This is a genomic window from Kineosporia babensis (assembly GCF_021129305.1).
In the GTDB taxonomy this organism is placed as follows: Bacteria; Actinomycetota; Actinomycetes; order Actinomycetales; family Kineosporiaceae; genus Kineosporia; species Kineosporia babensis.
On record NZ_JAJOMB010000002.1, the window covers coordinates 1 to 24457 of the forward strand.

Annotated in this window: 19 protein-coding genes; 9 read left to right on the forward strand and 10 right to left on the reverse strand. The window is 69.3% G+C overall.

What is annotated here, in order from left to right:
* Positions 1 to 249 precede the first annotated feature (249 nt).
* The 3 genes from LR394_RS03550 (at position 250) to LR394_RS03560 (ending at position 3691) form a co-directional block, all read left to right on the forward strand.
* Positions 250 to 1440 carry an NAD(P)-dependent malic enzyme gene (locus LR394_RS03550; protein WP_231438884.1) on the forward strand — a complete coding sequence of 397 codons (1191 nt, stop codon included), beginning with the start codon at positions 250 to 252 and terminating at the stop codon, positions 1438 to 1440.
* Positions 1441 to 1605: 165 nt separating this feature from the next.
* A complete protein-coding gene (locus tag LR394_RS03555) occupies positions 1606 to 2712 on the forward strand; it encodes a hypothetical protein (protein WP_231438885.1) in 1107 nt (368 codons plus the stop codon).
* A gap of 10 nt (positions 2713 to 2722) precedes the next feature.
* A complete protein-coding gene (locus LR394_RS03560; protein WP_231438886.1) occupies positions 2723 to 3691 on the forward strand; it encodes a zinc-binding dehydrogenase in 969 nt (322 codons plus the stop codon).
* 121 nt (positions 3692 to 3812) lie between these two features.
* Here the strand turns inward: LR394_RS03560 and LR394_RS03565 are convergent, their stop codons facing one another.
* The 3 genes from LR394_RS03565 to LR394_RS03575 form a co-directional block, all read right to left on the reverse strand.
* Complete coding sequence (locus LR394_RS03565) at positions 3813 to 4442, reverse strand: GDSL-type esterase/lipase family protein (protein ID WP_231438887.1); 630 nt, start codon at positions 4440 to 4442, stop codon at positions 3813 to 3815.
* Positions 4439 to 4624 carry a DUF6104 family protein gene (locus LR394_RS03570; RefSeq protein WP_231438888.1) on the reverse strand — a complete coding sequence of 62 codons (186 nt, stop codon included), beginning with the start codon at positions 4622 to 4624 and terminating at the stop codon, positions 4439 to 4441. Before LR394_RS03570 ends, LR394_RS03565 begins: the two co-directional genes overlap by 4 nt.
* Positions 4625 to 4729: 105 nt before the next feature.
* Positions 4730 to 8566 carry a multifunctional oxoglutarate decarboxylase/oxoglutarate dehydrogenase thiamine pyrophosphate-binding subunit/dihydrolipoyllysine-residue succinyltransferase subunit gene (locus LR394_RS03575; RefSeq protein ID WP_231438889.1) on the reverse strand — a complete coding sequence of 1279 codons (3837 nt, stop codon included), beginning with the start codon at positions 8564 to 8566 and terminating at the stop codon, positions 4730 to 4732.
* Positions 8567 to 8941: 375 nt separating this feature from the next.
* Between LR394_RS03575 and LR394_RS03580 the strand changes: the two genes are divergently transcribed.
* The 3 genes from LR394_RS03580 to LR394_RS03590 all read left to right on the forward strand — a co-directional run bounded on the left by LR394_RS03580 (position 8942) and on the right by LR394_RS03590 (position 12680).
* A complete protein-coding gene (locus tag LR394_RS03580; RefSeq protein WP_269328639.1) occupies positions 8942 to 10360 on the forward strand; it encodes a hemolysin family protein in 1419 nt (472 codons plus the stop codon).
* Between the two features lie 2 nt (positions 10361 to 10362).
* Positions 10363 to 11448, forward strand: coding sequence for a hemolysin family protein (locus LR394_RS03585; protein WP_231438891.1), 1086 nt, complete (start codon positions 10363 to 10365; stop codon positions 11446 to 11448).
* A gap of 350 nt (positions 11449 to 11798) precedes the next feature.
* The gene (locus LR394_RS03590) at positions 11799 to 12680 is read left to right on the forward strand and encodes a M15 family metallopeptidase (protein WP_231438892.1); all 882 of its coding nucleotides are present in this window, start codon (positions 11799 to 11801) and stop codon (positions 12678 to 12680) included.
* A gap of 799 nt (positions 12681 to 13479) precedes the next feature.
* On the opposite strand, the gene LR394_RS03595 is transcribed toward LR394_RS03590, so the two are convergent.
* From LR394_RS03595 to LR394_RS03615, 5 genes are all read right to left on the reverse strand, one after another.
* Positions 13480 to 13806: a WhiB family transcriptional regulator gene (locus LR394_RS03595; RefSeq protein WP_231438893.1), complete on the reverse strand. Its 327-nt coding sequence runs from the start codon at positions 13804 to 13806 to the stop codon at positions 13480 to 13482.
* Positions 13807 to 14224: 418 nt separating this feature from the next.
* Positions 14225 to 15055: an alpha/beta fold hydrolase gene (locus LR394_RS03600; RefSeq protein WP_231438894.1), complete on the reverse strand. Its 831-nt coding sequence runs from the start codon at positions 15053 to 15055 to the stop codon at positions 14225 to 14227.
* A gap of 784 nt (positions 15056 to 15839) precedes the next feature.
* Complete coding sequence (locus LR394_RS03605; RefSeq protein ID WP_231438895.1) at positions 15840 to 17165, reverse strand: NAD(P)/FAD-dependent oxidoreductase; 1326 nt, start codon at positions 17163 to 17165, stop codon at positions 15840 to 15842.
* A 46-nt stretch (positions 17166 to 17211) separates the two neighbouring features.
* The gene (locus tag LR394_RS03610; RefSeq protein ID WP_407936977.1) at positions 17212 to 17901 is read right to left on the reverse strand and encodes a methylated-DNA--[protein]-cysteine S-methyltransferase; all 690 of its coding nucleotides are present in this window, start codon (positions 17899 to 17901) and stop codon (positions 17212 to 17214) included.
* A gap of 89 nt (positions 17902 to 17990) precedes the next feature.
* Positions 17991 to 18830, reverse strand: a complete 840-nt coding sequence (locus tag LR394_RS03615) for an RNA polymerase sigma factor (RefSeq protein WP_407936975.1) — start codon at positions 18828 to 18830, stop codon at positions 17991 to 17993.
* A 92-nt stretch (positions 18831 to 18922) separates the two neighbouring features.
* Here LR394_RS03615 and LR394_RS03620 point away from each other — a divergent pair, with 92 nt between their 5' ends.
* Complete coding sequence (locus tag LR394_RS03620; RefSeq protein ID WP_231438898.1) at positions 18923 to 19441, forward strand: GNAT family N-acetyltransferase; 519 nt, start codon at positions 18923 to 18925, stop codon at positions 19439 to 19441.
* 3 nt (positions 19442 to 19444) lie between these two features.
* Here LR394_RS03620 and LR394_RS03625 read toward each other — a convergent pair whose 3' ends face one another.
* Positions 19445 to 20467 (reverse strand): polyprenyl synthetase family protein, encoded by a 1023-nt coding sequence (locus tag LR394_RS03625; protein ID WP_231438899.1) that lies wholly within the window; start codon positions 20465 to 20467, stop codon positions 19445 to 19447.
* A gap of 378 nt (positions 20468 to 20845) precedes the next feature.
* Here LR394_RS03625 and LR394_RS03630 point away from each other — a divergent pair, with 378 nt between their 5' ends.
* Together LR394_RS03630 and LR394_RS03635 are read left to right on the forward strand one after the other, a co-directional pair.
* Positions 20846 to 21487: a hypothetical protein gene (locus LR394_RS03630; protein WP_231438900.1), complete on the forward strand. Its 642-nt coding sequence runs from the start codon at positions 20846 to 20848 to the stop codon at positions 21485 to 21487.
* A 150-nt stretch (positions 21488 to 21637) separates the two neighbouring features.
* Entirely contained in the window at positions 21638 to 23734 is a 2097-nt protein-coding gene (locus LR394_RS03635; RefSeq protein WP_231438901.1) for an acyltransferase family protein, read from the forward strand.
* On the opposite strand, the gene LR394_RS03640 is transcribed toward LR394_RS03635, so the two are convergent.
* Positions 23735 to 24427 (reverse strand): cold-shock protein, encoded by a 693-nt coding sequence (locus LR394_RS03640; RefSeq protein ID WP_331283039.1) that lies wholly within the window; start codon positions 24425 to 24427, stop codon positions 23735 to 23737.
* Positions 24428 to 24457 lie beyond the last annotated feature (30 nt).

Sequence of the window (24457 nt, forward strand, 5' to 3'; positions counted from 1 at the left end):
TGCTTCTACTGCTTCCAGAGCTGGTGAACCTGGAGGCAGAGCGGATGTGGGATAGGCGATAGAGGCCCTGTCCGGACAGGTTTTGTGGCAGCATGTTCGGCCACGGGCCACCCCCGTTCCTGACGTCGGCGCGTTACCCAGCCGTGGGCGTCTCCCATTTGCCCGGACCTTTCGCCAGATCTGGCGGTCCTTCGTCGTACCCGCGACGCCAAGTCCCCGTCAGCGCCCTTCACTCATCGAGGTACCCCAGTGACCACCACAGACCCCGACCAGCTCACCGTCGTCGCGGACGCCGAGACGCCGGTGTTCGCCCTGCACCGCGGCGGCAAGATCGAGACGGTGGCCCGCAAGCCGCTGCGGGACCGGGCCGACCTGTCACTGGCGTACACCCCCGGGGTGGCCGAGGTCTGCCTGGCGATCGCGGCCGAGCCGGACCTGCTCGACGTGTACACCGGGCGGGGGAACACCGTGGCCGTGGTCTCCGACGGCACCGCGGTGCTCGGCCTGGGCGACATCGGGCCGGGCGGGGCGATGCCGGTGATGGAGGGTAAAGCCATGCTGTTCAAGCACTTCGGTGGGGTGAACGCCGTGCCGATCTGCCTGGACACCACCGACCCGGACGAGATCGTCGACACCGTGGCCCGGCTCGCCCCCACCTTCGGCGGGATCAACCTGGAGGACATCTCGGCGCCGCGCTGCTTCGAGATCGAGGCCCGGCTGCGCGAGCGGCTGGACCTGCCGGTGTTCCACGACGACCAGCACGGCACGGCGGTGGTGGTGCTCGCGGCCATGCGGAACGCGGCGAAGGTCACCCAGCGCGATCTGCAGGGGCTGAAGGTGGTGGTGGCCGGCGCAGGTGCGGCCGGGGTGGCGATCGCGGGGATCCTGCGGGGCGCCGGGATCGCCGACATCGTGGTCTGCGACAGCCGGGGCATCCTGGTGCCGGGGCGGGCGAATCTGAACGGGTACAAGGCGGAACTGGCGGAGCAGACCAACCCCCGCCGGCTCAGCGGCGAACTGGCCAACGCGATGGCCGGCGCGGACGTGTACATCGGTGTGAGCGGCGGTCAGGTTCCCGAGCCGGTGGTGGCTTCGATGGCTCCCGGCGCGTTCATCTTTGCCCTGGCCAACCCCACGCCCGAGGTGCACCCGGAACTGGCGGCGCGGTACGCGGCCGTCGTCGGTACCGGCCGCAGCGACTTCCCCAACCAGATCAACAACGTCCTGGCCTTCCCCGGCATCTTCCGGGGTGCGCTGGACGTGCGGGCCACCGCGATCACCGAGGGGATGAAGCTCGCCGCTGCCGAGGCGATCGCCGCCTGTGTGCAGAACCCCACGCCGGACGAGGTCGTGCCCAGCGTGTTCGACGAGCGGGTTGCGCCCACCGTGGCGGCTGCGGTTGCCCGGGCCGCGCGGGCCGAGGGCGTCGCCCGGGCCTGAGGTGAGCGGCCTGGCCTGCTGGGATGTCCACCGATCGGTCGGTTGTCCACAGGTGGGAAGGACCGGCCCGGGATTGAGAGACAATTGACCGGCGAGCGGTTGCGCCTGAGCAGTCGGGCGCGGAAGAGTTCGCTCCACACGTCGGCTCACCCCTTGTGAAGGCTCATGGACGAGAATCGACCGGTCGCATCCGGGGCACCGCGCGAAGACTCCTTCGACACGGCGGTGCGTGGCTTCAACCGCCAGCAGGTCATGGAGTACATGACCCGCACGCACGAGTTGCTCACCACGCTCGAGCGTCAGCTCGCCGTGGCCCGGGCCGAGGCGCAGCGCGCCCGGGCCGGGGTGGACGCGGCCTCGGCCGAGTCCGAGCGGCTGCGCAAAGAGGTCGAGGAACTGCGCGCGGTACCCAAACCGGTGCCGGTGCACACCGAGGTCAGCGACCGGATGGCGCAGATCCTGCGGCTGGCCACGGAAGAGGCCGAGCAGGAGCGCGACCGGGCCCGGGGCGACATCACCCGGGTGCAGCAGGAGACCCAGGCCGAGTGCGAGCGCCTGCTCACCCAGGCCCGGGCCGATTCCGAGCGCGAGCTGGAGCAGGCTCGCGCCACCGCCCGGCAGGAGCTCGCCGAGGCCCGGCAGACCGCCACCCGGGAACTGACCGAGGCCCGGGCGACCGCCGAGGCCGAGCTGAACCGGGCCCGGGCCGAGTCCGAGATCACCGTCACCTCGGCCCGCACCGAGGCCGACCAGCTGCGGCTGGACTCGGTGCGTCACGCCGAGCACCTGATCGAGGATGCGCAGCGCCGGTCCGGGGCGGTCAACAACCTGGCCGCGCAGCGGCTGGACGCGCTCACCTCCACGCACTCCGAGGCGTTGTCCCGGCTCACCCAGATCCGCGACGTGCTGGGTCAGTTGCTCGGCGCCGACGCGGCGGCGGGCTCGCTCAGCGCGGCGGTCGAGGCGGCGATGAACGACCGGGGCGAGGCACACGGCGAAGCGGTCGAGGGCGAGATCTACGAAGAGGCCCTGCCGCAGGACGTGCACGAGGTGATCGACGTGCGCGAGGAGGACAGCTACGGCCCGCTGGACCGGCGCAGTTCGCACAGCGCGCTGGACGACGACCTGCACATCGACCCGCGCGACCCGCTGGGCACCGGCCAGATGCCGGTGATCCGGCCCGAGGTGGAGATCGATCTGCGCGACGGCCACCAGCCGGGCGTGAGGGTGGTCACCGGATCTGCCCAGGCACCCAACGGCACAACTCGTTAACGTCGGTTCCATGCTGGCTGCGTTCACCACCCGGACCGATGCCGAGGACCCGCTCTCTGCCCTGGAGGTGGGTGAGCGGCCCGCGCCCGAAGTGCCCGAGGGCTGGGCCCGGGTCCGGGTGAAGGCAGCCAGCCTGAACCATCACGACCTGTGGAGCCTGCGCGGGGTCGGCCTGCCGGACGAGCGGCTGCCGATGATCCTGGGCTGCGACGCGGCCGGGCTGGACGAGGACGGCAACGAGGTCATCGTGCACGCGGTGATCGGCGACCCGGCCTGGAAGGGCGACGAGACCCTCGACCCGAAGCGCAGTCTGCTCTCCGAGCGCTACCAGGGCACGCTGGCCGACGAGGTGGTCGTACCCCGGCACAACCTCGTACCTAAGCCGGCCGGGCTCTCCTGGGAAGAAGCAGCCTGCCTCCCCACCGCCTGGCTGACTGCCTACCGGATGCTCTTCACCCAGGGGCAGGTGGTTCCCGGCCAGACGATTCTGGTTCAGGGGGCCGGCGGGGGAGTGGCTACCGCGCTGATCGCGCTGGGTAAGGCGGCGGGAGTGCGGGTTTGGGCGACGAGCCGGCGCGAGAGCAAACGGACGCGGGCGCTCGAGTTGGGTGCCGATCAGGCCTTCGAGAGCGGGGCCCGGTTGCCCGAGCGGGTGGACGCGGTGATGGAGACCGTCGGCGCGGCCACCTGGAGCCACTCGGTGAAGTCGCTCAAGCCGGGCGGGGCGATCGTGATCTGCGGGGCCACCAGCGGTGCGGCGCCGAAGAACGCCGAGCTCAACCGGATCTTCTTCCTGCAGTTGCGGGTGCTCGGCTCGACCATGGGCACCCGCGAGGAACTGGGCCGGCTGGCCGGCTTCCTGCAGACCAGTGGGGTGCGCCCGCAGATCGACTCGGTGCTGCCGCTGGAGCGGGCCCGGGAGGGCTTCGAGAAGATGGCGGGGGGAGACCTGGTCGGCAAGGTCGTGTTCACGCGCTGAAGAACTTTGATTTGAGACGCTTGTGCTTTGCTCGAGTGTCGTCTCACCGATCCATCGGTGAGACGACACTAGAAGTCGCTTCAGCCAAACGTCTCAAATTGTTTGTAGCAGTTGGATTTTCCTAGGGCCTCTGAACGCCCAGCCACTCGTACCAGCCGTTGTGCAGCACCAGCCAGGCGATCAGGCCGTACCCGGCCTGCCGGGGATGCTCCCCATCGCCCGCGGCCAGGTCGGTGAGCCAGTCCTCATGCGCGTAGAGCGGGTCGAAGCAGTCCACGAAGGGCACCCCGCGACGACGGCAGACATCGCCGAAAGTGGCTGAGAGCTCTTCGATTCGGTGGTTCAGGTCGTTGTCGGCCGAGGGCGGCGGACCGACCACGAAGGCGGGCAGCCGCCGGGCGTGGGCGTCGTCGAGCATGTTGGCCAGGTTCAGCCGGGAGCGCGGGATCGACAGCCCGGCCTCGATATCGGCCCGGCCCAGCCCGATCACGAGACGATTCTCACTCGGGCCCTCGCCGTAACGCCGACTCGACTCCTCCCACCAGCGGGCGCCCAGATCGGCGGTGTTCTCGCCGGGAACGCCGAGAGTGTAGACGGAGAGCGCCATCTCGTCCTGAGGCGTGCGGGCCGCGACCCGCCCCACCCAGCCCAGTGCCTTGGGATCGCCCACCCCGCAGGCCAGCGCGTCGCCGACCACGCAGATCCGGACCTGGGGCGCGCCTTCCCCGGCGTGCGCGCGTGAACGGCTCACTGGTCCTCGTCGTCATCGTCGTCGAGCCGGGCCAGCCAGGTGGCCAGCCGCTCGACCGGGGTCTCGAAATCCGGGTTGAGGTCGACGAAATGCTTCAGCTGCTCGGCCAGCCAGGCGAAGGTCACCTCTTCGTCCCCGCGGCGTTGCTCGAGCTCCTCGATCCCTCGGTCGGTGAAGTACATGGTCCGTATTCTGTCCGACTTCATCCGCAGGTGGGTGTGCAACACCCGATAACGGCCTCGCACCCTTGCCGGATGCGAGGCCGTTGACCGGTTCTTACTGCGGGATCAGCGGTTGAACGCCTGAGCGATCAGCGCCGCCTGCTCCGCCTGGTGCTTCTTGGCCGAGCCGGTGGCCGGGGAAGCCGAGGCCGGGCGGGAGATCCGCAGCAGCGGACGCCCACCCAGATCCTGCGGAAGGCTCAGCGCGATCGACGGCCACGGGCCCTGGTTGGCGGGCTCGTCCTGCACCCAGACCAGCTGCGCGTCCCGGTACGGGCTGATCGCCTCGAGCACCCCGTCGGTGTCGAGCGGGTAGAGCTGCTCGAGCCGGACGATCGCGGTGCTGCTGTCGTTGCGCTTGTTCCGCTCCGCCACCAGGTCGTGGTAGATCTTCCCGCTGCACAGCAGCACCCGGTCGACCTGGCCGAGCTGCGCCGAGTCGCCGATCACCGGGCGGAACTCACCGGTGGTGAACTCCTCGATCGGCGAGACCGCGGCCTTCAGCCGCAGCATCGACTTCGGCGTGAACACCACCAGCGGCTTGCGCGGGCGGGCGTAGGCCTGCCGGCGCAGCAGGTGGAAGTAGCTGGCCGGGGTGGAGGGCTGGGCCACGAACATGTTGTTCTCGGCGCACATCTGCAGGTAGCGCTCGATCCGGGCGCTGGAGTGGTCCGGTCCCTGGCCCTCGTAGCCGTGCGGCAGCAGCAGGGTCACCGACGAGCGCTGACCCCACTTCTGCTCGGACGAGGAGATGAACTCGTCCACGATGGTCTGGGCGCCGTTGGCGAAGTCACCGAACTGCGCCTCCCACAGCACCAGAGCGTCCGGCCGCTCGACCGAGTAGCCGTACTCGAAGCCCATCGCCGCGAACTCGGACAGCAGCGAGTCGTAGATCCAGAACTTGGCCTGGTCGTCGCTGAGGTTCAGCAGCGGCGTCCACTCCTCGGCGGTGACCTTGTCGGTCAGCACGGCGTGGCGCTGGGTGAAGGTGCCGCGCCGGGTGTCCTGACCGGTGAAGCGGACGTTGGTGCCGTCCATCAGGATCGAGCCGAGCGCCAGCATCTCGCCGAACGCCCAGTCCACCCCGCCCTCGGAGGCCATCGCGGCCCGGCGCTCCAGCAGGGTCTGCAGCTTGGGGTGCACCGAGAAGCCGGACGGCGGCGAGACGTACGCGTCACCGATCCGCTTGAGCACCTCGGCCGGGACCGCACTGGAGTACGAGCCGGCCAGGTCGCTGTCCTGCTGCTGGGCCAGCGGCAGGTCCAGGCCGGCGGTGACGTCGCGGTTGACCGTGGGCGGGTGGTTCACCGTGTCCCGGGTCTCGGCGAAGACCCGCTCCAGCTGCTGCTGGTAGTCGCGCAGCGCCTGCTCGGCCTCTTCCACGGTGATGTCGCCGCGGCCGATCAGGCCCTCGGTGTACAGCTTGCGCACACTGCGCTTGGCCTCGATCAGGTTGTACATCAGCGGCTGGGTCATCGAGGGGTCGTCGCCCTCGTTGTGCCCGCGCCGGCGGTAGCAGACCATGTCGATGACGACGTCCTTGTCGAACGCCATCCGGAACTCGAAGGCCAGCTTGGCCACCCGGACGCAGGCCTCCGGGTCGTCGCCGTTCACGTGGAAGATCGGCGCCTGGATCATCCGCGCGGCGTCGGTGCAGTACACCGACGAGCGCGAGGAACTGGGCGCCGTGGTGAAACCGACCTGGTTGTTGATCACCACGTGCACCGTCCCGCCGGTGCGGTAACCGCGCAGCTGGGAGAGGTTCAGCGTCTCGGTGACCACGCCCTGGCCGGCGAACGCGGCGTCGCCGTGCAGCAGCACCGGCAGCACCGAGAAGACCTCGCCCTGCCGGTTCAGCCGGTCCTGCTTGGCCCGGGCCACACCCTCCAGCACCGGGTTGACCGCCTCCAGATGGGAGGGGTTGGCGGCCAGGTAGACCTTGGTCTGCTCACCGGTCTCGGCGGTGTAGTGCCCCTCGGTACCGAGGTGGTACTTCACGTCGCCGGAACCCTGGACGCTGCGCGGGTCCTGCTGGCCCTCGAACTCGCGGAAGATCTGGCCGTAGCTCTTGCCCGCGATGTTGGCCAGCACGTTCAGCCGGCCGCGGTGCGGCATGCCGATGCAGACCTCGTCCAGCTCGGCCCGGGCGGCGTTGGTCAGCACCTCGTCGAGCAGCGCGATGACCGACTCGCCGCCCTCGAGGCTGAACCGCTTCTGGCCGACGAACTTGGTCTGCAGGAAGGTCTCGAACGCCTCGGCCGCGTTCAGCCGGCCCAGGATCCGCAGCTGCTCCTCGCGGCTGGGCTTGGCGTACGGGCGCTCCAGCCGGGCCTGCAGCCAGCGCCGCTGCTCCGGGTCCTGGATGTGCATGTACTCGATACCGACGGTGCGGCAGTAGGTGTCGCGCAGCACGCCGAGGATGTGCCGCAGCTTGGCCACCGGCTTGCCGCCGAACCCACCGGTCGGGAACTCGCGCTCCAGGTCCCACAGGGTCAGGCCGTGGGTGGTGATGTCCAGGTCGGGGTGCCGGCGCTGCTTGTACTCCAGCGGGTCGGTGTCGGCCATCAGGTGGCCGCGCACCCGGTAGGAGTGGATCAGCTCCTGCACCCGGGCGGTCTTGTTGATCTGGTCGTCGTGCGAGACCGAGATGTCACGGACCCAGCGCACCGGCTCGTAGGGCAGCCGCAGCGAACGGAAGATCCGGTCGTAGAAGCCGTCCTCGCCGAGCAGCTTGCTGTGCACGATCCGCAGGAACTCACCGGAACCGGCGCCCTGGATGATCCGGTGGTCGTAGGTGGAGGTCAGCGTCATCATCTTGCTGACCGCCAGCCGGGCGATGGTCTCTTCCGAGGCACCCTGGTACTCGGCCGGGTAGTCCATCGCGCCGACGCCGATGATCGTGCCCTGCCCCTTCATCAGCCGCGGCACGGAGTGCACGGTGCCGATGGTGCCGGGGTTGGTCAGGCTCAGCGTGGTGCCCGCGAAGTCGTCGGCGCCGAGCTTGCCGTTGCGGGCGCGGCGGACCACGTCCTCGTAGGCGGCCCAGAACTCGGCGAAGTCCATGCCGTCGCAGTGCCGGATGTTCGGCACCAGGAGCTGCCGGCTGCCGTCCGGCTTGGGCATGTCGATCGCGATGCCCAGGTTGATGTGGGCCGGCTGGACGATCGCCGGCTTGCCGTCCTCCTCGGTGTACGAGGTGTTCATCGACGGCATCAGCTCGAGCGCCTCGACCAGCGCGAAGCCGATCAGGTGGGTGAACGACACCTTCCCGCCGCGGGAGCGGACCAGGTGGTTGTTGATCACGATCCGGTTGTCGATCAGCAGCTTGGCCGGGACCGCCCGCACGCTGGTCGCGGTGGGCACCTCCAGGCTGGCTTCCATGTTGGTGACGACCCGGGCGGCCGGGCCCTTCAACCGGGTGACCTGCGGCTCGTCGGTGCCGGCCTTGGCCGGGGCGCTGCTGGCGGGCTCACGCGGGGTGCGGGCGGCCGGCAGCGTCGAGGGCTGTGGCTTGGCCGGCGCGGGAGCCGTGGGCTTCGGGGCGGGAGTCGGCTGCGCCTCCTGAACCTTGCTCGCCTCCGGCCGGGCCGCGGCTGCGGGCTTCGGGGTGGAGTCGGGCTGGGTTGCAGGCTTCGGTGGCTGCAGTGCGGCAGTCGCGACCGGGCGGCTGGTGGCCGCTCCGTTCGGGCCCGACGCGGGGATGGTGTCCGAGGGATCCGAGTTCGAGTCGTCAGACGGGCGAGAACTGGTCCGCAGGTGCGGGGTCTCGGCCGGCTGGTAGTCCGCGAAGAACTCCCACCAGGCGGGGTCAACGGAGGACTTGTCTGACAGATACTGCTGGTACAGCTCGTCGACCAGCCACTCGTTCGGTCCGAACTCGGTCACCACAGGCTCGGAGGACACGGCGAGAATCGCCTTCTTTCAGTGCGGGGCTGAAGGGTACGTCAACCCTAACCCGATCGAGTGGGGCCGCGAGGTATTAGCAGTCCCACTCGGCGCCGCCGCGAGGTGGTCTGCACCACGACACCCGTCCGGCAGCCGTCCTGACCTGCCTTAGAATGTTCTGACCATGCCTTCACGAAGGTGCCGGCCTCTGGCCGGCTTACCCCAGTCCCGACCGCGCCCGCTGCGCGCGGCATCCACCTGTGGCCCGCACCCGGCGCCGCCCGGATCGTGCCGTTCCGGCCCGTTCCCGGTCGTTCGCCCCGGCCGTGCGCCCGCCGTCCCCGGCCGTCCGGATCACCGGAACGCCGTAGAGCTGGGCGGCGTCGCAGTCCTATGACCGAATGGATACTCCTCGGCCTCGGCGTGCTCCTCACGCTGGGGACGGCGATCTTCGTCGCGGCCGAGTTCTCCCTGGTCGCGCTCGACCGCTCGACGGTGGAGCGGGCGATCGAGTCCGGCGACAAGCGGGCCCCCTCGGTCCTGGCCGCGATCCGCAGCCTCTCCACCCAACTGTCCGGCGCCCAGGTCGGCATCACCATCACCACGCTGCTGGTCGGCTACCTGGTCCGGCCCTCCCTGGCCTCGCTGCTGGAGGGCCCGGCCGCCGCGCTCGGCCTGGAGGGCGCCGCGATCGACTCGGTCACCGTGGCCCTGGCGCTGATCGCCGCCACCGCGTTCTCGATGGTGGTCGGCGAGCTGATCCCGAAGAACCTGGCGATCTCGGTGCCGCTGGCCACCGCCCGCGTGGTGGCCGGGCCGCAGCGGGTCTTCACCACCGTCACCCGGCCGCTGATCACCCTGCTCAACGGCTCGGCGAACCGGCTGCTGCGCGCGGTCGGGGTGGAGCCGCAGGAAGAACTGTCGGCCGGGCGCTCCCCGGAGGAACTGGCCGCGCTGGTGCGGCACTCGGCCGAGGTGGGCACCCTCGACCAGCAGACCGCCACGCTGCTGACCAGGTCGCTCGGCTTCTCCAGCCGGTCCGCGGCCGACGTGATGACGCCGCGGGTGCGGATGCTCGTGCTGCAGCGCGAGGAGCCGGCCGCCGCGGTGATCACCCTGGCCCGGCGCAGCGGGCACTCGCGGTTCCCGGTGGTCGACGGGGACCTGGACGACGTGGTCGGGGTGGTGCACCTGAAGAGTGCAGTCGCCGTGCCGATCGAGCGCCGCGAAGAGGTGCCGGTGGCGGCGATCATGTCCGAGGCCCTGCGGGTGCCGGAGACCATGCGCCTGGATCCGCTGCTGGTCGAGCTGCGGGCCCTGGGCCTGCAACTGGCCGTGGTGGTGGACGAGTACGGCGGTACCGCCGGGGTGGTCACGCTCGAGGACGTGGTCGAGGAACTGGTCGGGGACGTCTCCGACGAGCACGACCGCTCACGTCCGGGCATCGTGCGCCGGCGTGACGGCGGCTGGCTGGTCCCAGGGCTGATGCGGCCCGACGAGGTGCGCGAGCGCACCGGTGTCGAGGTGCCCGACGGCAACGCCTACGAGACGCTCGGCGGTTTCGTGATGGCCGGTCTGGGCCGGATTCCCGTGGTCGGCGACGAGGTCCCGGTCGAGGGCGCCCGGGTGCGGGTCGAGCGGATGGACGGCCGAAGGGTCGATCGGGTCCGGCTGATCCTGCCCGAAGGGGCAAACCCGGTGCGCGGTCAGGAGACCCGCACCGTCAAGGAGGTCGTGGCGGCCGGTCCGGCAGCCGAGACCACTCGTTCGGTCGACCTCGGCCGGACCCAGACCACGAGCGCCGGGAGGTAACGGTGACCAATCTGCTCATCGCCGCCCTGCTGCTGGCGCTCAACGCGTTCTTCGTCGGGGCCGAGTTCGCCGTGATCTCGGCCCGGCGCAGCCAGATCGAGCCGCTGGCCGACGCCGGCAGCCGGGCCGCCAAGACCGCGATGCGGGCGATGGAACAGGTGTCGCTGATGCTGGCCTGCTGCCAGCTCGGCATCACCATCGCCTCGCTCGGCCTGGGTCTGGTCGCCGAGCCGGCGATCGCCCACCTGATCGAGGTCCCGGCCGAGGCGGTCCACCTGCCCGAGGGCCTGATCCACCCGCTGGCCTTCACCATCGCCCTGGCCATCGTCAGCTACCTGCACGTGGTGCTGGGCGAGATGGTGCCCAAGAACCTGGCCCTGGCCGGCCCGGACCGGGTGGTCCTGGTGCTGGCCCCGCCGCTGATGGCGGTGGCCCGGGCCGTCTCGCCGGTGATCCGGGTGCTGAACTGGGTGGCCAACCACGCCGTCCGGCTGCTCCGGGTCGAGCCGAAGGACGAGGTGGCGGCCGCCTTCACCGCCGACGAGGTGGCCTCGATCGTCTCCGAGTCCACCCGCGAGGGCCTGCTCGACGACCACGGGCTGCTGACCGGGGCCCTGGAGTTCAGCGAGCTGTCCGCGGGCGACCTGATGATCCCGCTGAGCCGGCTGGTCACGGTGCCGGTGGGCAGCACGCCGGCCGAGGTCGAGCAGCTGGTCACCCGCACCGGGTTCAGCCGGTTCCCGGTGGTGCGCCCCGATGCCTCGCCGGGCCCGCTCGAGGACGGCCTGGCACCGCTCGAGGTGGTCGGCTACCTGCACCTGAAGGACCTGCTCTACGCGGACGACGAACGCCACCGGCAGCCGATCCCGGAGAAGCGGGTGCGCTCGCTGGTCGCGGTCAGCTCCCAGGACGAGGTGGAGGAGGCCCTGGCGACGATGCAGCGCGCGGGCAGCCACCTGGCCCGGGTGGTCGACCACGAGGGGCACACCCTCGGCGTCCTGTTTCTTGAGGACGTCCTCGAGGAGCTGGTCGGTGAGGTCCGGGACGCGACGCGGCGGGATCAGGAACGGACGAGCGCGCGGGCCTGAGGTGTCCGCGATCTGTCTGCGGGAAGCAGGTTTCGATCACGGAAACGCGGGATCTGACCGCCGTTGCCACGAACCCATGTCGATGAGTTCCGTGTCACATCAAGATTTTTACGAAGAGTCACGGGCGCTGACGTTTCCGTGCTGGGCGTCACAGAATCAATAACAGTCCGTTGAGGTACTCATACGCCAAGTGCGGGATATCGGACGTCGACCGAACGGGTTAAGCGCAACCGCGCGTCCCGACTTGATTTACCCACCCCGCGGGCCTTTATAGTTCCGTGACTCATCACCCAGAGTGCGGTAGGTAGGAACCCCCTCCACCTCCCTTCAGCCCTCCAGGAGGATCAAAGGTGCCGTCGCATCGCGCCGACACAGCAACGCCCGCGTTACGTCCCCGGACGAATCGTGGTTCGCGGTCCGCAGGATCGCAGCGTCGCTCAGGAACGGGTAACCAGCGCCCGAGCACAGCTCGTCGCCCCCTCAGCAAGCCCACGCGTTCGCTGAGCGCCCCGCAGGTCGGCATCGCCGGTGCCCTCGGGATCGCCACGATCGCAGCCCCGATCAGCGGCGCCATGGCCGACCCGATGCCCAAGGCTCAGGTCAACCAGATCGCCAGCACGGTCGCCGCGGTCTCCACGGTGTCCTTCCCCAACTCGGCCACCGCGGCCGGCATCGGGGTCGAGAACCTGGCCGTCGTGCCGGTCGAGGCAACTGTTCAGGCCGATACGCCGAGCCTGCTCGCCGCCCCGAAGACGATCATCGTCAGCCGGGCCTCACGCGACGGCCAGCGTTCGGTGCTCCCGGGCTGCACCGGGATCCCGACCACCACGGGCGCCAGCAACGGGCAGCTGCCCGACAGTTCGCTGTGCACCCTGTGGGACTCCGGCCACCGCCTCCGGGCCGACGCCGCGGTGTCCCTGTCCAAGCTGAACATCGCGTACAAGCAGCAGTTCGGCAGCAACCTGTCGCTGACCGACTCCTACCGCACGCTCAGCGAGCAGTACTCGGTGAAGGCCCGCAAGCCCACGCTGGCGGCGACTCCCGGTACCAGCGAGCACGGCTGGGGTCTGGCCGTCGACCTGGGCGACGGCGTCCAGACCGGCGCCGGGTCGAAGTTCCAGTGGCTGGTGGACAACGCCGGCGCCTACGGCTGGGAGAACCCGGACTGGGCCAAGGCCGGTGGCGGCGGCCCGTACGAGCCCTGGCACTGGGAGTTCGCCGCAGGTCAGTGATCTGCTTTTTGATGCTTGAGCACGAGCCGGCCTGGTTGAAGGGCCGGCTTTCGTGCTTTGGGCCCTTGCCAGTTCTTCTCGGCTCTCGACTGCCGCTGTGAACGGGGACCCGCGGCCAACGATTCGGCGGTTCCGGCAGCGGCGGGGGTCTCGCGCGGTCCGGCAGTTCTCCTCCCTGGTCGTGGTGGAGAGTGAAACCACGACGGGGCTGCTGGGCGCTGCGGAATGACCGGTCCCGGCACGGCTGAATCATCGGCCGCGGGTGGCACTGTGCATTTGTCGATGCGTTGTGCTCGCTGGTCGGGCTGGTTAGTGCTGGTTTCGGGGGCTGAATCCGCCACTTCATGACGGTTGCTCTGGCGCGGCCCGCTTCAGGGGCGGGCCGTCCGGCCTCGAGTCCGGGCCTTCAGGTGGCCCGGGCATTGCTGCCTGTGGTGCTTGGTACTGCATCTGTTCTGAGTGCTTGCGGTGCCGCACGACTCCCGTGCACTGCACGGACTCCCGTGCTCGGCCCCGCCGGAGTGGGAACTTTCGGTTCGGGTCAATGGACCCTCATCGCTCGCCCCGGAGAGTTCCGCGGTCTACGCCGGCTTCATGACGCCGACCTCGGTAGGTGATTCAAATTTTCAGTTGTCACGATGGTGCCTGCCGCTTCTCGGCCCTGGTGCGGCCCTGAACAACATGGGCTCGACTCGGCTGCCGGGAGGTGGCTGAGGTACTGCGGGTGGTTCCGGGAGTTGCTGTGGTTCTGGGTGCTGCTGATCTTGCTGCGGAGGAACTGATGCTGAATCGGGCTGATTCAGCTGGCTTCGCGAAGCTGCGCGCTCTTGCGGGCCTCGCGACGCTCCTTGCGCTCGGCCAGGTACATCGCCTCGCGGTCTTCCTCGGTCAGGCCGCCCCACACGCCGTACGGCTCGCGGACCGAAAGACCGTGCTCACGGCACTGCTGCATCACCGGGCAGCCGGCGCACACGGCGACCGCCGCGGCATCGCGCTTGTGACGGGCCGGGCCACGCTCGCCCTCGGGGTGGAAGAAGAGCTGGGGGTCCGCCTCGCGGCACGCACCCTGGTACTGCCACTCCCAGACGTCGGCGACGGGAACGGGGAGTCGGGAAAGCTCGGCCATGGTGTCCTCCGCAGGAGTGCTGTGATCAGCCCCTCGGCTGATCGGGTGCTTAGACCTTACTAACCGAGTCAGTCATTGTTCAAGCCCTTCGCTCCGAAACTTGTTCACGAGTACTTCAAGGCTGGCCGCGCCCGTTTGAAGCGCTTTGTCCACCGCCTCGAAGTACTGGGTTGTTCAAGTACCCGCCAAGATCGCGTCAGCAATGCTTTGACCTGCGCTTTCGTAGCAGTCGCAGAGGTTGTTCAGCGGCCGCGTACCGGCTGGTTCACCGACTTGGCCGGGTTGTTCACCGAGGCAGGATCGGTGCAACGCTTCGGCCGAGTCGGGCGGGGCGGCCGTGATCGCGAAGCGATTCACCCGCGTGTCGAGCCCTGAAACGCTTCATCACGCCGCTTGGACGACCCGCTGAAGCGATTCGCTATGGGGCAATCGGTGCAGGAGCGAGGAATTCGGTCAGCCGGGCCAGGGTGCTGGGCTCGCGCAGGATGCTGCCGTGCGAAGCGCCTTCCAGGACGAGCAGCTCGGAGCTGGGCAGAAGCGTGCGGGCGTGCTCGGCGGAGCGAACCCGTTCACGGTCCAGTGAGCCCACGATCATCAGGGTGGGCAGGAGCAGCCGCTGAAGCGTTTCGTCGTCCACCCCGGGATCTTGTTCCGAGCGGGTCATGTAGGCGGCCAGCGCCTTGGGGTCGTTCGCCTTGAACGCATGGATGGTGGGCTTGTCCAGCGTCTGCCCGGTCCAGTCCTGCCAGCCCTGAAGGAAGCCCTCCATCCCGCCGGCCTGCAGCGCCGCGATGCAGTCGGGGAAGAAGACGCGGTCGAACGCGCCCTTGGCCGTGCCCTGGGCTCCGGCGATGCTGACGAAGCGATTCAGCCGGGAAGGATGCGCCGCGGCGAGCGAGAAACCGATCCGGCCGCCGAGCGAGTAGCCGACGTAGTCGCTGATGTCGGTGCCGGTCTGGTCCAGCACCGCGATCAGGTCGGCCACGAACGCTTCCATGCGGTAGGCGCTCTCGAGGTGCGGTGCTTCGCTGCGTCCGTGCCCCCTGAGGTCGACCGTGATCACGTTGTGCGTCTTGGTGAGCTCGCGCACGTAGCCGAATCCTCGCCAGATGGCCTGGGAGAGGGCGGTGCCATGAGTCAAGAGGACGGTCGGCCCGCCGTTGGGCTCGTCGGCTGGGGAGTCGAGGTCGCGGGGGAAGGTGCGGTACGCGATGCGCGTGCCGTCGACCGGGCTGATCACGGTGTCCACGTTCTGACGTTACTGGGAGGCCCGGGGTGGTCGGGGGCGTCGGGGGATGGTCGGGGATCGCTGCCGTGCGGGGTGGCTTGTTCGGTGCGCTCGTACGGGGTAGGCCGTGAGGAGACGGGCAGGGACGGGGACGGGCTGAGGTAGGGACAAGTTGTGGGGCACGTTGCGGGGAAGGGCTGGCACGGGAACTAGGGCGCTGGCCACGAACCTTGGCCGGGCCCGTCCTTGCCGCGGTCGTCACACGTCTCGGGAACCCGGCGAACTTTGGTGGACGCCGCATGAGCTGTGCTGGATGGGCTGTGGGGACGGGCTGAGGCGGGGACAAGTTGTGCAGGGATGGGCTGTGCGGGGGAGGAAGAAGGCGGGATGACTCGAGGAGGATGAGGTCGGGGCGAGCGCCGGAAAAGCCGTGGCGGGTAGGGAGCAGTACGGGCAGGAACCGGGAGAGCAATCGTTCCTGCCCAGGACAAGTGATCGCACCTGTCTGGCCGGCCGCCCCATGCCTCGGTTGGTCGACCGGTCTGTCGTGCGGGTCACCAGTCCTGGTTTCGGGGCTGTCGACTGTTCATGTTTGGGTGACCGAGCACGGGCGCGTGCGGGGGAGAACCCGCGACTGTTGCCGGGTTGCCGGGTTGCCGGGTTGCCGGGGGCATGTTGAGTCGGCGGACTTGGCTGCTGGTTGGCGCTGGAACTGTCGAGCGGAGCTGGATCGGTGCGCGCGTCGTCCTCACCGTCTGAGTGCCCGTTTTGGGCAAGGCGCCTGATGCTTGCCTGGCCGCCTGGTTTAGTGACGAGGGATTTCGGGGGAGTCGGAGTCCAGGGGTACGGCGTTGCCGCGAATCAGGCCTAGTTCTGCGGATTCTCGGGTGAGGACGGTGTTCAGGGCCCATTCAGTGGCGGTGCGCAGGCGGTTGCCCGGCATTGAGAGCAGGTGGTACCCGCGGGTGACGGCCTTGGCCGGAAGGCCGGAAAGCGGTATCTGGAGCGGGTTTGCGGCGGCCTGGGTGCCCCCGAGGTCTACGACGAAGCCGAGGTCGTGGTGCTTGTAGGCCTTGCGCTGGTTTCGGCCGAAGGAGGCAGCGACGTTGTCGGCGGCGCGTTTACCTTGGCGGGTGGCGTGCTGCGCGGTCATGGCGGTGACCTCGCCCGGGCGGGTGAGGTCGGGAACAGCGGCGACGTCGCCGCAGGCGAAGACCTCGGGATGGCCTGGCACGGTGAGGTATTCGTCTACGACCAGGCGTCCCTTCTGCAGTGGCAGGCCGAGGCCGGCGACGAGAGGGTCTGGGCGTACGCCGACACACCAGATCAGGCTGCGGGTGGGGACGAACTCGCCATTGGTGAGGTTAACTCCTTCGGCGGTGGCCTCTTTCACCGAGATGCCCATGAGAACCTCGACCCCGCGCCGTCGCAGCACTCGGTCGGAGGACTCGGACAGACGTTGGTCCAGGGTGGGCAGCACGCGCTCGGCCGTGTCGAGCAGTAGCCAACGGGCCTTCTGGTCGGCCAGACGGGGCCGGTCGGCCAGGAGTGTGTCGGTGATCAGCGGGCCTTGCGCGGCCACCTCGGTGCCGGTGTAGCCCGCGCCGACCACGACGAAGGTGAGGCGCTGGTCGCGCTCGGCCTGGTCTTCGGTGGTGTCGGCGAGAGCGACCTGGCGGGTGATGTGGTCGCGCAGGTAGACGGCCTCGGGGATGCCCCGGAAGCCGTGGGCGTATTCGTCTACCCCCGGCACCGGCAGCAGCTTGTTCACGCTGCCGGCGGCCAGGATCAGACGGTCGTAACCGAGCTCGCCGGAACGATTCTCGGCGTCGACGTAGCGCAGGGAGCGGGATTGCAGATCGACGTGCTCCACGGACCCCAGGACCAGTCGCACCTGGGGCAGGGCGTGGGCCAGCGAGACCGCGATCCGGCGCGGATCGAGGCTTCCGGCCGCGACCTCGGGCAGCAGGGGCAGGTAGAGGAAGTAGTTGGTCGGGTTGATCAGCACGATCTCGGCCGAGTCGCGCGCGAGTCGGCTCAGGCGGCGGGCGGCTTCGAACCCGGCGAAGCCGGCCCCGACGACGATGATTCTGGCGCGCCGGCGCTGGGCGAAAGCAGCATCAGTGACCATGCGACGACCTTAGGTGACATATCGGACCAGCGCCCATGGTCGCCCCCTACCGGGAGCCCGTGGGGGCGGAGGACTCCAGGGCCAGCAAAGCCTGCTTGGCCACGGTGCCGCCGACGTACTGCCCCATGCTCCCGTCGCTACGTACGACTCGATGGCACGGCACCACGACCGGCAGCGGGTTGCGGGCGCAGGCGGTGCCGACCGCCCGCACCGCCCGGGGACTGCCTGCCGCAGCCGCGACGGCGGCGTAGCTGGCGGTGCTGCCGTAGGCGATGTTCTGCAGGTGAGCCAGCACGGCATGGCGAAAACCGCTGGCCAGGCGCAGATCCAGGGGAAGCTCGAAGTGCAGCCGGTCGCCGTGCAGGTACTCGTCGATCTGGTGGGCAGCCTGGTCGAGACGGTCGGGGGCGTGCAGGATGCGCGGGCCGATGCGCGCGGCCAGGGCGGCCAGCACCTGCTCGTGGCCTTCGACCGCGTACGCCACCCGGACCAGACCGAGCGGGGTGGCGGCGAGCAGCAGGGCGCCGAGTTCGGTGTCGATCGTGCGGTAGGCCACGTCGAGCAGGCCGCGCTCACCGGCGGCCTGGGCCAGCCGGGCCCTAAGTCGGGCCTGGTGCTCGGCGCCGGAATGCTCGTTCGCGGTTGCTGCGCCGGAGTCGAGCAGATCGGTGAGGGCCTGCTCGACCGCGCTGAGCTCGGACGATGTCGGAGACGAGGAACCGGTGTGGTCGGGCATGACGGCGGCTTCTGCTTCCTGCGCATACTGCTGGGTCAGCCGGGGAAAGAGGGCAAGGATCTCGGGGGACGGTGGCCTAGGGGTCGGGATCATGACGTCTCCTGCTGCTGAAGGATGATGCGGAGTGAGGCGATGCCGTCGGACGCGGCGCGGCGGGCAGCCACGACCGAGCAACCGAGAACGGCCGCCACTTCGGTGTAGGGGAGCCCGGCCACGTGGTGGTAGGCGACGGCCTGGCGTTGTCGAAGGGGCAGGGCAAGTACGGCCGGCCAGGGATCCAGTGCGTTGTCCTGATGTGGGGCGGCGAGATCGGCGGCCCGGCTCAGTCGGCTCGGATCGACGGGCGAGGCGGCTCTGCCGCTCGGACGGCCTGAACGGTCTGAACGGCCTGCGTGAACCGCGTGATCAGAATCGGTGCGGTCGAGATGGCCCGTGTGATCAGGACGGTCGGCATGGCTTGCCTGGCCTGCACGTTCGGGGTTCGTTGCCGGAGCAGGATGGCCACTCCAGCCCGCGAGGTCGGAGCGGCCGGGATGGCCTGGGTGGTCGGAGTTGTCTGAAGGCTCTGGGCAAGCGGGTCGATGAGGGCGCTCGTCGCCTGGACCGACCGCCAGTATGTGCGCAAAAGCTACCTCGTTGACGGCGGCTGGACGTTCGGGCGGATCGTTGCCGTCGGCCGGCAACGGCAAGGGCCCCGGCCGACGGGAGAAGTGCCGGAGTTGATTGACGGCCTTGCGGTGCGCGATGGTGACCAGCCAGGCCTCGACATTGCTGTCCGGAGCGAGGTCGGGATACGCCTGCAGAGCCGCCAGAAAAGTCTCCGACCAGGCGTCTTCAGCCGCGGCAACCGGCCCGACGACCGCGCGGCAGACCCGTAGGACAGTGGGGCCATGGCGCTCGACCACGCGCTCGAAGGGTTCTCGCTTCACATTAGGTAAACGCGGCCGCGGGCCCGGATGTGAGGTCACCCTGGAAAAATCTTCGGCGCAACGGCAGCACCCCCTTCGGAAAGCGAGGATAGATGTCTGCAGGCGCGGTCGAGGTAGGTCCGCGAAAGGCCGCTGACCTGGCGCCGGTGGCCAAAGCGCTGTGGTCGGTGCACGTGGCCGACCGGTACCCCATGGTCTGGCCGTCGGATCCGGTGCAGTGGCTGGAGCCGCCGGGCTTGGCGGCGGCGTGGGTGGCGCGGGAAGCCGAGCAGATCGTTGGGCACATCGGGGTGGTGGCCGACGTGAGTGACGTGGACGTTCGGGCAATGCTGGAAAAGCCTGGCGAAGCGGCTCCATGCCTGGCCGGCGTCACCCGGTTGTTCGTCACTCCCGCCGGCAGAGGAAAGGGACTGGGCGCCCGGTTGCTCGATGCCGCCGGGGAATGGGCCGGACAGCACCACTACCGCCTCATGCTCGACGTGGTGGACGACGGCGGCCCGGCCATTGCCCTGTACGAGAGGCAAGGCTGGAAGCTCGTCGACCGGCGCACAGCTGACTGGCCGACCCCCGAAGGCGAGCACCTGCCGATCCGGATCTACCTGAGGCCCTAGAACTCAGGCCGAGCGGTGAGTGAGAAACCGGGTCAGCGCCTTCAGTTCTTCCCGCGCAGGCTCGGCCAACGGCACCGAGTCGAGCGCCTGAACCGCCTGCCCGATCTCCCGGTCGGCCTCGGCGAGCGCCCAGTCGCGACCACCCGCAGCGTCGAGAACATCGGCAATGCGCTCGAGTTCGGTCTCCGGCGCCCCATCAGCCGGTTCCGGCGCGGCCAGCCAGTCGGCAATCGCCTGAGCCGGGGAGCCCCCGGCGGAGAGCACATACGTCACCGGCAGCGACTTCTTGCGCGCCCTGAGGTCGGAAAGCACCGGCTTACCGGTCACCGAGGTGTCCCCCCAGATCCCGAGCACGTCGTCCACCAGCTGAAATGCCATGCCCACGTGCGCGCCATAGGCGCCCAGAGCGTCCACTGCTGCTGCACTACCCCCGCCCAGCAGGCCACCGATCCGGGCGCTGGCCGAAAGCAGAGCTCCGGTCTTGCCCGCGGCCATCGCCCGGCACTCGGGCAGTTCCACCCAGTCACGCCGCTCGAAGGCCAGATCTTCGGTCTGTCCCCGGATCATCTCGCGGATTGCACTGCCGAGCACCGCCGAGGCCTGAGGATCGCGGGGGAGCAGCACCTCCTGGGCGAGGTTCACCAGTGCATCCCCGGTCAGGATGGCGGCCGGAACTCCCCACAGCGCCCACACCGTGGGCTGATGACGGCGTTCGGTGTCGCCGTCCATCACGTCGTCGTGGATCAGCGAGAAGTTGTGCACCAGCTCCACCGAGACCGCGCCGGGGATCGCCGTCTCGGCGGCCGCTCCGCAGGCCTCGGCCGCCAGTAACGTCACCGTGGGCCGAACCGCCTTGCCCCCGGCCGGTTCCCGAGGCGTGCCGTCGGCCGTGACCCAGCCCAGGTGGTACTCGCTGATCGAGCGGTTCACCGGGTCCAGCCGGGCCACCGCCCGGCGCAGCGCCGGGTCGAGCAGGGCCCGGGTCCTGGCCAGGGCGGGCGGGGCAGAAACTGCCTCGGTACTCATAGCGCAGAACCTCCGTTTGGACGGCGTGGCCGAAACCCGGGCGTCGGGAATCCGGTTCCCCGTCACGGGGGCGCGGCAGCCATGATCAGAACCCACAGCGGCCTCAACGGACCGCCGATCCGGCCCGTGCCCTGCCGTCAGTGCCCAAGGGTCTCCTGGGCGACGGTGGCCTCGTGGTGAACGACACAGGGTCAGATAAACCCAACCGAGCGCGACAGACAAGCGGATTCGTGACATCGGTTCGTGTTCGGCACTTGCGTCGTTCGAGCGCCGATCGGCCGGGGGATCGGCTGTGGCCTGCGGATCCTACTGATTCGGGAGGTATTCTCACTGCCGGTTACGTGTGCGCCACTCGTCCCGACATGGTTCGATGCCGAAGTGAACTCCATCGGTCGGGGCTGGCTGTTCATCCTGTTGTTCGGGCTGGTCGTCATCCTGCTGTTCGCCACCCGGGGATGCGGTGCGAACGGTGACATCGCGGGCTCGATCGAGGTCGGCCCGAGCGCCACCACGAATCCTGGCCTGCCCTACGCCGGTCCGGCCGAGCCCTCGCTCGGCCCGACCCAGCGCTCCAGGACCCCGGAGCGCTCAGAGACGGAAACCGCCCCGGACGGTCCCACGGACGAGCCGACCCGGGCGAACGGTCAGCCGAAGAACACGGTCTACGTGTCCGGCGATCAGATCCTGCCGCTGTCCGCAGGCGCGGACGACCTGGACGCCTACGTCGGCCGGCGCGCCACGGCCCGCTCGGTGCGGGTGCAGTCGGTGGTGGCGGACGAGGGTTTCTGGATCGGCACCGCGGGGGACCGGGTCTGGGTGCAGTTGATCGGACCACCGCCGGAGTCGCCGTACCACGTGGAGCGGGACGACGAGGTGACGTTCGTGGGCGAGGTGGTGGCGCACGGCAGCGGATTCGCGGCAGAGGTAGGGGTCAACCAGGAAGAGGGATCCCGCGCGCTCACCTCGCAAGGTGCGCACATCGCCGTCCGCAAACACGACATGACCCTGACCCAGCGCTAGCAGGCCGGCCAGCCACCCGTCCCTCATTGGACAGTTGCCCAACCGCTCCGGAACCAGCTTGAACGCTTGAGTAAGACGTCACCCGAAAGGCGCAGCGAACAACTCCCCGTTCCCGCTCAGGCCGGGCCGCAGTGTGTCGATACCCACTTCGTGCCTCTCGCATCGACGGTCCTCGGGACGACGCTCTCACCCGAGAAGATCGACCCTCACCCCCGGACGGCCCGCCCCGAGTTCCGGCCGGACATAGAGGGCCTGCGGGCGGTCGCGATCATCCTGGTGGTGCTCTACCACTGCGGGATCAACGCGTTCAGCGGTGGCTACATCGGGGTCGACGTCTTCTTCGTGATCTCCGGCTTCCTGATCACCGGCCATCTGGCCCGGGAGGTGGAGGCGACCGGGCGGCTGCACATCGGCCGGTTCTACGCCCGCCGGGCGATGCGTCTGCTCCCTGCGGCCACGGTGACCATCGTCGCCACGTTGCTGGCCGCCTGGTGGTGGCTGCCCTCGGTACGGCTGAAAGACATCGCTACCGACGGCCTGGCCGCGACGGGCTACGTGCTGAACTACCGTCTGGCCGCGAACGGCACCGAGTACAGCGGCGAGGGCAACCTTGCGTCCCCCCTGCAGCATTTCTGGTCTCTGGGGGTGGAAGAGCAGTTCTACCTGGTGATTCCGCTGCTCCTGGTGGCTACGGCGGTCCTGTTGCGGCGTAAGGCGATCTTCATCGGGGTGACTGCGCTGATCACCGCGGCATCCTTCGCCTGGTCAGTGGCCTCCACCGGCAGCAACGGCGTCTGGGCCTACTTCGGCGCCCCCACTCGGGCCTGGGAACTGGGCGTGGGTGCCCTCCTGGCGCTCGCTTTGCCCTACGCACCACGTCTGCCCGACGCCCTGGCCTCCTTGCTGCGCCTGGGCGGTCTAGCCGCGATAGTGGCCGCAGCAGTGATGTTCGACGACCGCACCTCCTTCCCCGGCTACCACGCCGCCCTGCCGGTGTTCGGCGCCTTCGCCGTCATCGCCGCCGGGAAAGCGACCAGTGGACGGCTCCTTAGCCACGGCGTCATGAAAGCCATCGGGGCCCGCTCGTACTCCTGGTACCTCTGGCACTGGCCGGTACTGCTGATCGCCCCCTTTGTCATGGACGAGAAGTTCGGCATCGGTCAGAACCTGGCTGCCGCCGGTTTCGCCTACCTGCTGGCCGTCCTGAGCTTTGCGATGATCGAGCGTCCCCTGCACGAACTGGGCCGCGAGCGCGAAGGCTGGGGCCGCAACGCGCTGACCGGGGTAGGCCTGATGGCCGCCGCGGTGGTGTTCTCGCTACTCGTACCGGTTTTCCCGGACCGCACGCCGACCGGCACCGTGACCGCCGGAAGCCTGAAGCTGACCGGCAACGCCACCGCCCGCGAGAAGCAGCTGGAGAAGAAGCTGAACGCGGCGATGGAGAACGACGAACTGCCGAAGAACCTCACCCCGAGCCTGAAGAAGGCGTCCCAGGACCTGCCGCCGGTCTACTACAACGGCTGCCACCGCGAGCTGGACGGCGTGACCGCGCCCAAGTCCTGCGAGGCCTTCGGCGACGCCAAGGGCAAGAAGCAGGTGGTCCTGATCGGCGACTCGCACGCCGCGCAGTGGTGGCCGGCCATGGACCAGATCGCCCAGGAGCGCAAGTGGCGGCTGGCCAGCTTCACCAAGAGCGCCTGCACCGCTGCGGACGTCACGATCTACCTGGAACTGGTGAAGCGGAACTACAACGAGTGCATCGAGTGGCGCAAGAACATGATCGCCCGGATCCAGCAGCTCAAGCCCGCCCTGGTGGTGATGTCGGCGAACGCGGACGGCGGTGAGGCGCTGAACGGCGAGGGTTCGCAGGACGAGCGCTGGGTGGAGGGCTGGCGGCGTAGCGCCGAGGCGATCCAGAAGTCCGGGGCCAAGGTCGTCTACCTGGACGACAGCGCCTGGCCGGCGGTGAACGTGCCAGAATGCCTGTCCACCAAGCCCACCGAGATCTCCGAATGCGCGGCCACCGAGCGTCAGGCCACCACCGCGCCCGAGCGCAGGCAGATGATCAAGGACATGTTCCAGGACATCGGCGGCACGGTGGTCGACCCGATGCCCTGGTTCTGCGCCTCGAAGGGCTGTCCCGCGGTGGTCGGCAACGTGCTCGTCTACCACGACGACAGCCACGTGACCCAGGCCTACACCCGCACTCTCGCCCCGATCCTGGCGGAGCGGCTCAAGCTGAAGTGATCACTCGCTCACCCAGCCGTGCCGCCGGGCCAGGGTGAGTACCGCCCGGCGCAGCTGGGTGATCTGCTCCCCGGTCATGCTCGGCACCGATTCCAGGCACACCTCGACCAGTTCGTGGCTCAGGGCATCGGCGGTGATGCTCTCGCGGACCGCGCGCTCGGTGCCGTTGACCGAACGTTGGGGGGCGATGGCCGGAGCGCCGTGCGAGGCGGCCGCGGCCACGGTGGCCGGAGTGGGTACCGGCGGGGTGGCTGTGGCCACGGAGGAACCGTTGGCGGCGCTGGAGTGCGGCTGAGCCGCAGGGGAGTGCGCGGCGCCCGGCTGGGGAGCTTGCGGCTGGGCGGCGGGGCCGTGGGTGGCGGAGGCCTGCAGGCCCGGGGAGGGCGTGGGTTTCGCAGCGGTCAGCCCGGCGGCGATTGAGGACGGTGTGGTCACCGGGGTTGCCGAGGGCACAGTGGCGCCGTTGGCCGGGGTGACCGCGGCCGTGCGGCCTTTGATCACCCGCACGGCGGTGGCCTTCAGCCCTCGCTCACCCTCGATCACATCGAACTCCACCGGCACTCCGGGGTGGTACTGATGTTTTTCTGCGAGCAAGGCGTTGGCATGCAGAAAGACGTCTTCACCGCCGGAGTCCGGTGCAATGAAGCCGTATCCCCGAATTTCGTCGAACCGCAGTATCTTTCCTGTCGCCACAGCAGTCGCATCCTTCTCATCATCGCCGAA

Excerpts from the sequence above, each read along its gene's own strand:
- LR394_RS03610 (WP_407936977.1), bottom strand. The coding sequence starts at position 17,901 with ATGCCCGACCACACCGGTTCCTCGTCTCCGACATCGTCCGAGCTCAGC.
- LR394_RS03595 (WP_231438893.1), bottom strand. The coding sequence starts at position 13,806 with ATGGCCGAGCTTTCCCGACTCCCCGTTCCCGTCGCCGACGTCTGGGAG.
- LR394_RS03570 (WP_231438888.1), bottom strand. The coding sequence starts at position 4,624 with ATGTACTTCACCGACCGAGGGATCGAGGAGCTCGAGCAACGCCGCGGG.
- LR394_RS03605 (WP_231438895.1), bottom strand. The coding sequence starts at position 17,165 with ATGGTCACTGATGCTGCTTTCGCCCAGCGCCGGCGCGCCAGAATCATC.
- LR394_RS03625 (WP_231438899.1), bottom strand. The coding sequence starts at position 20,467 with ATGAGTACCGAGGCAGTTTCTGCCCCGCCCGCCCTGGCCAGGACCCGG.
- LR394_RS03555 (WP_231438885.1), top strand. The coding sequence starts at position 1,606 with ATGGACGAGAATCGACCGGTCGCATCCGGGGCACCGCGCGAAGACTCC.
- LR394_RS03620 (WP_231438898.1), top strand. The coding sequence starts at position 18,923 with ATGTCTGCAGGCGCGGTCGAGGTAGGTCCGCGAAAGGCCGCTGACCTG.
- LR394_RS03560 (WP_231438886.1), top strand. The coding sequence starts at position 2,723 with ATGCTGGCTGCGTTCACCACCCGGACCGATGCCGAGGACCCGCTCTCT.
- LR394_RS03580 (WP_269328639.1), top strand. The coding sequence starts at position 8,942 with ATGACCGAATGGATACTCCTCGGCCTCGGCGTGCTCCTCACGCTGGGG.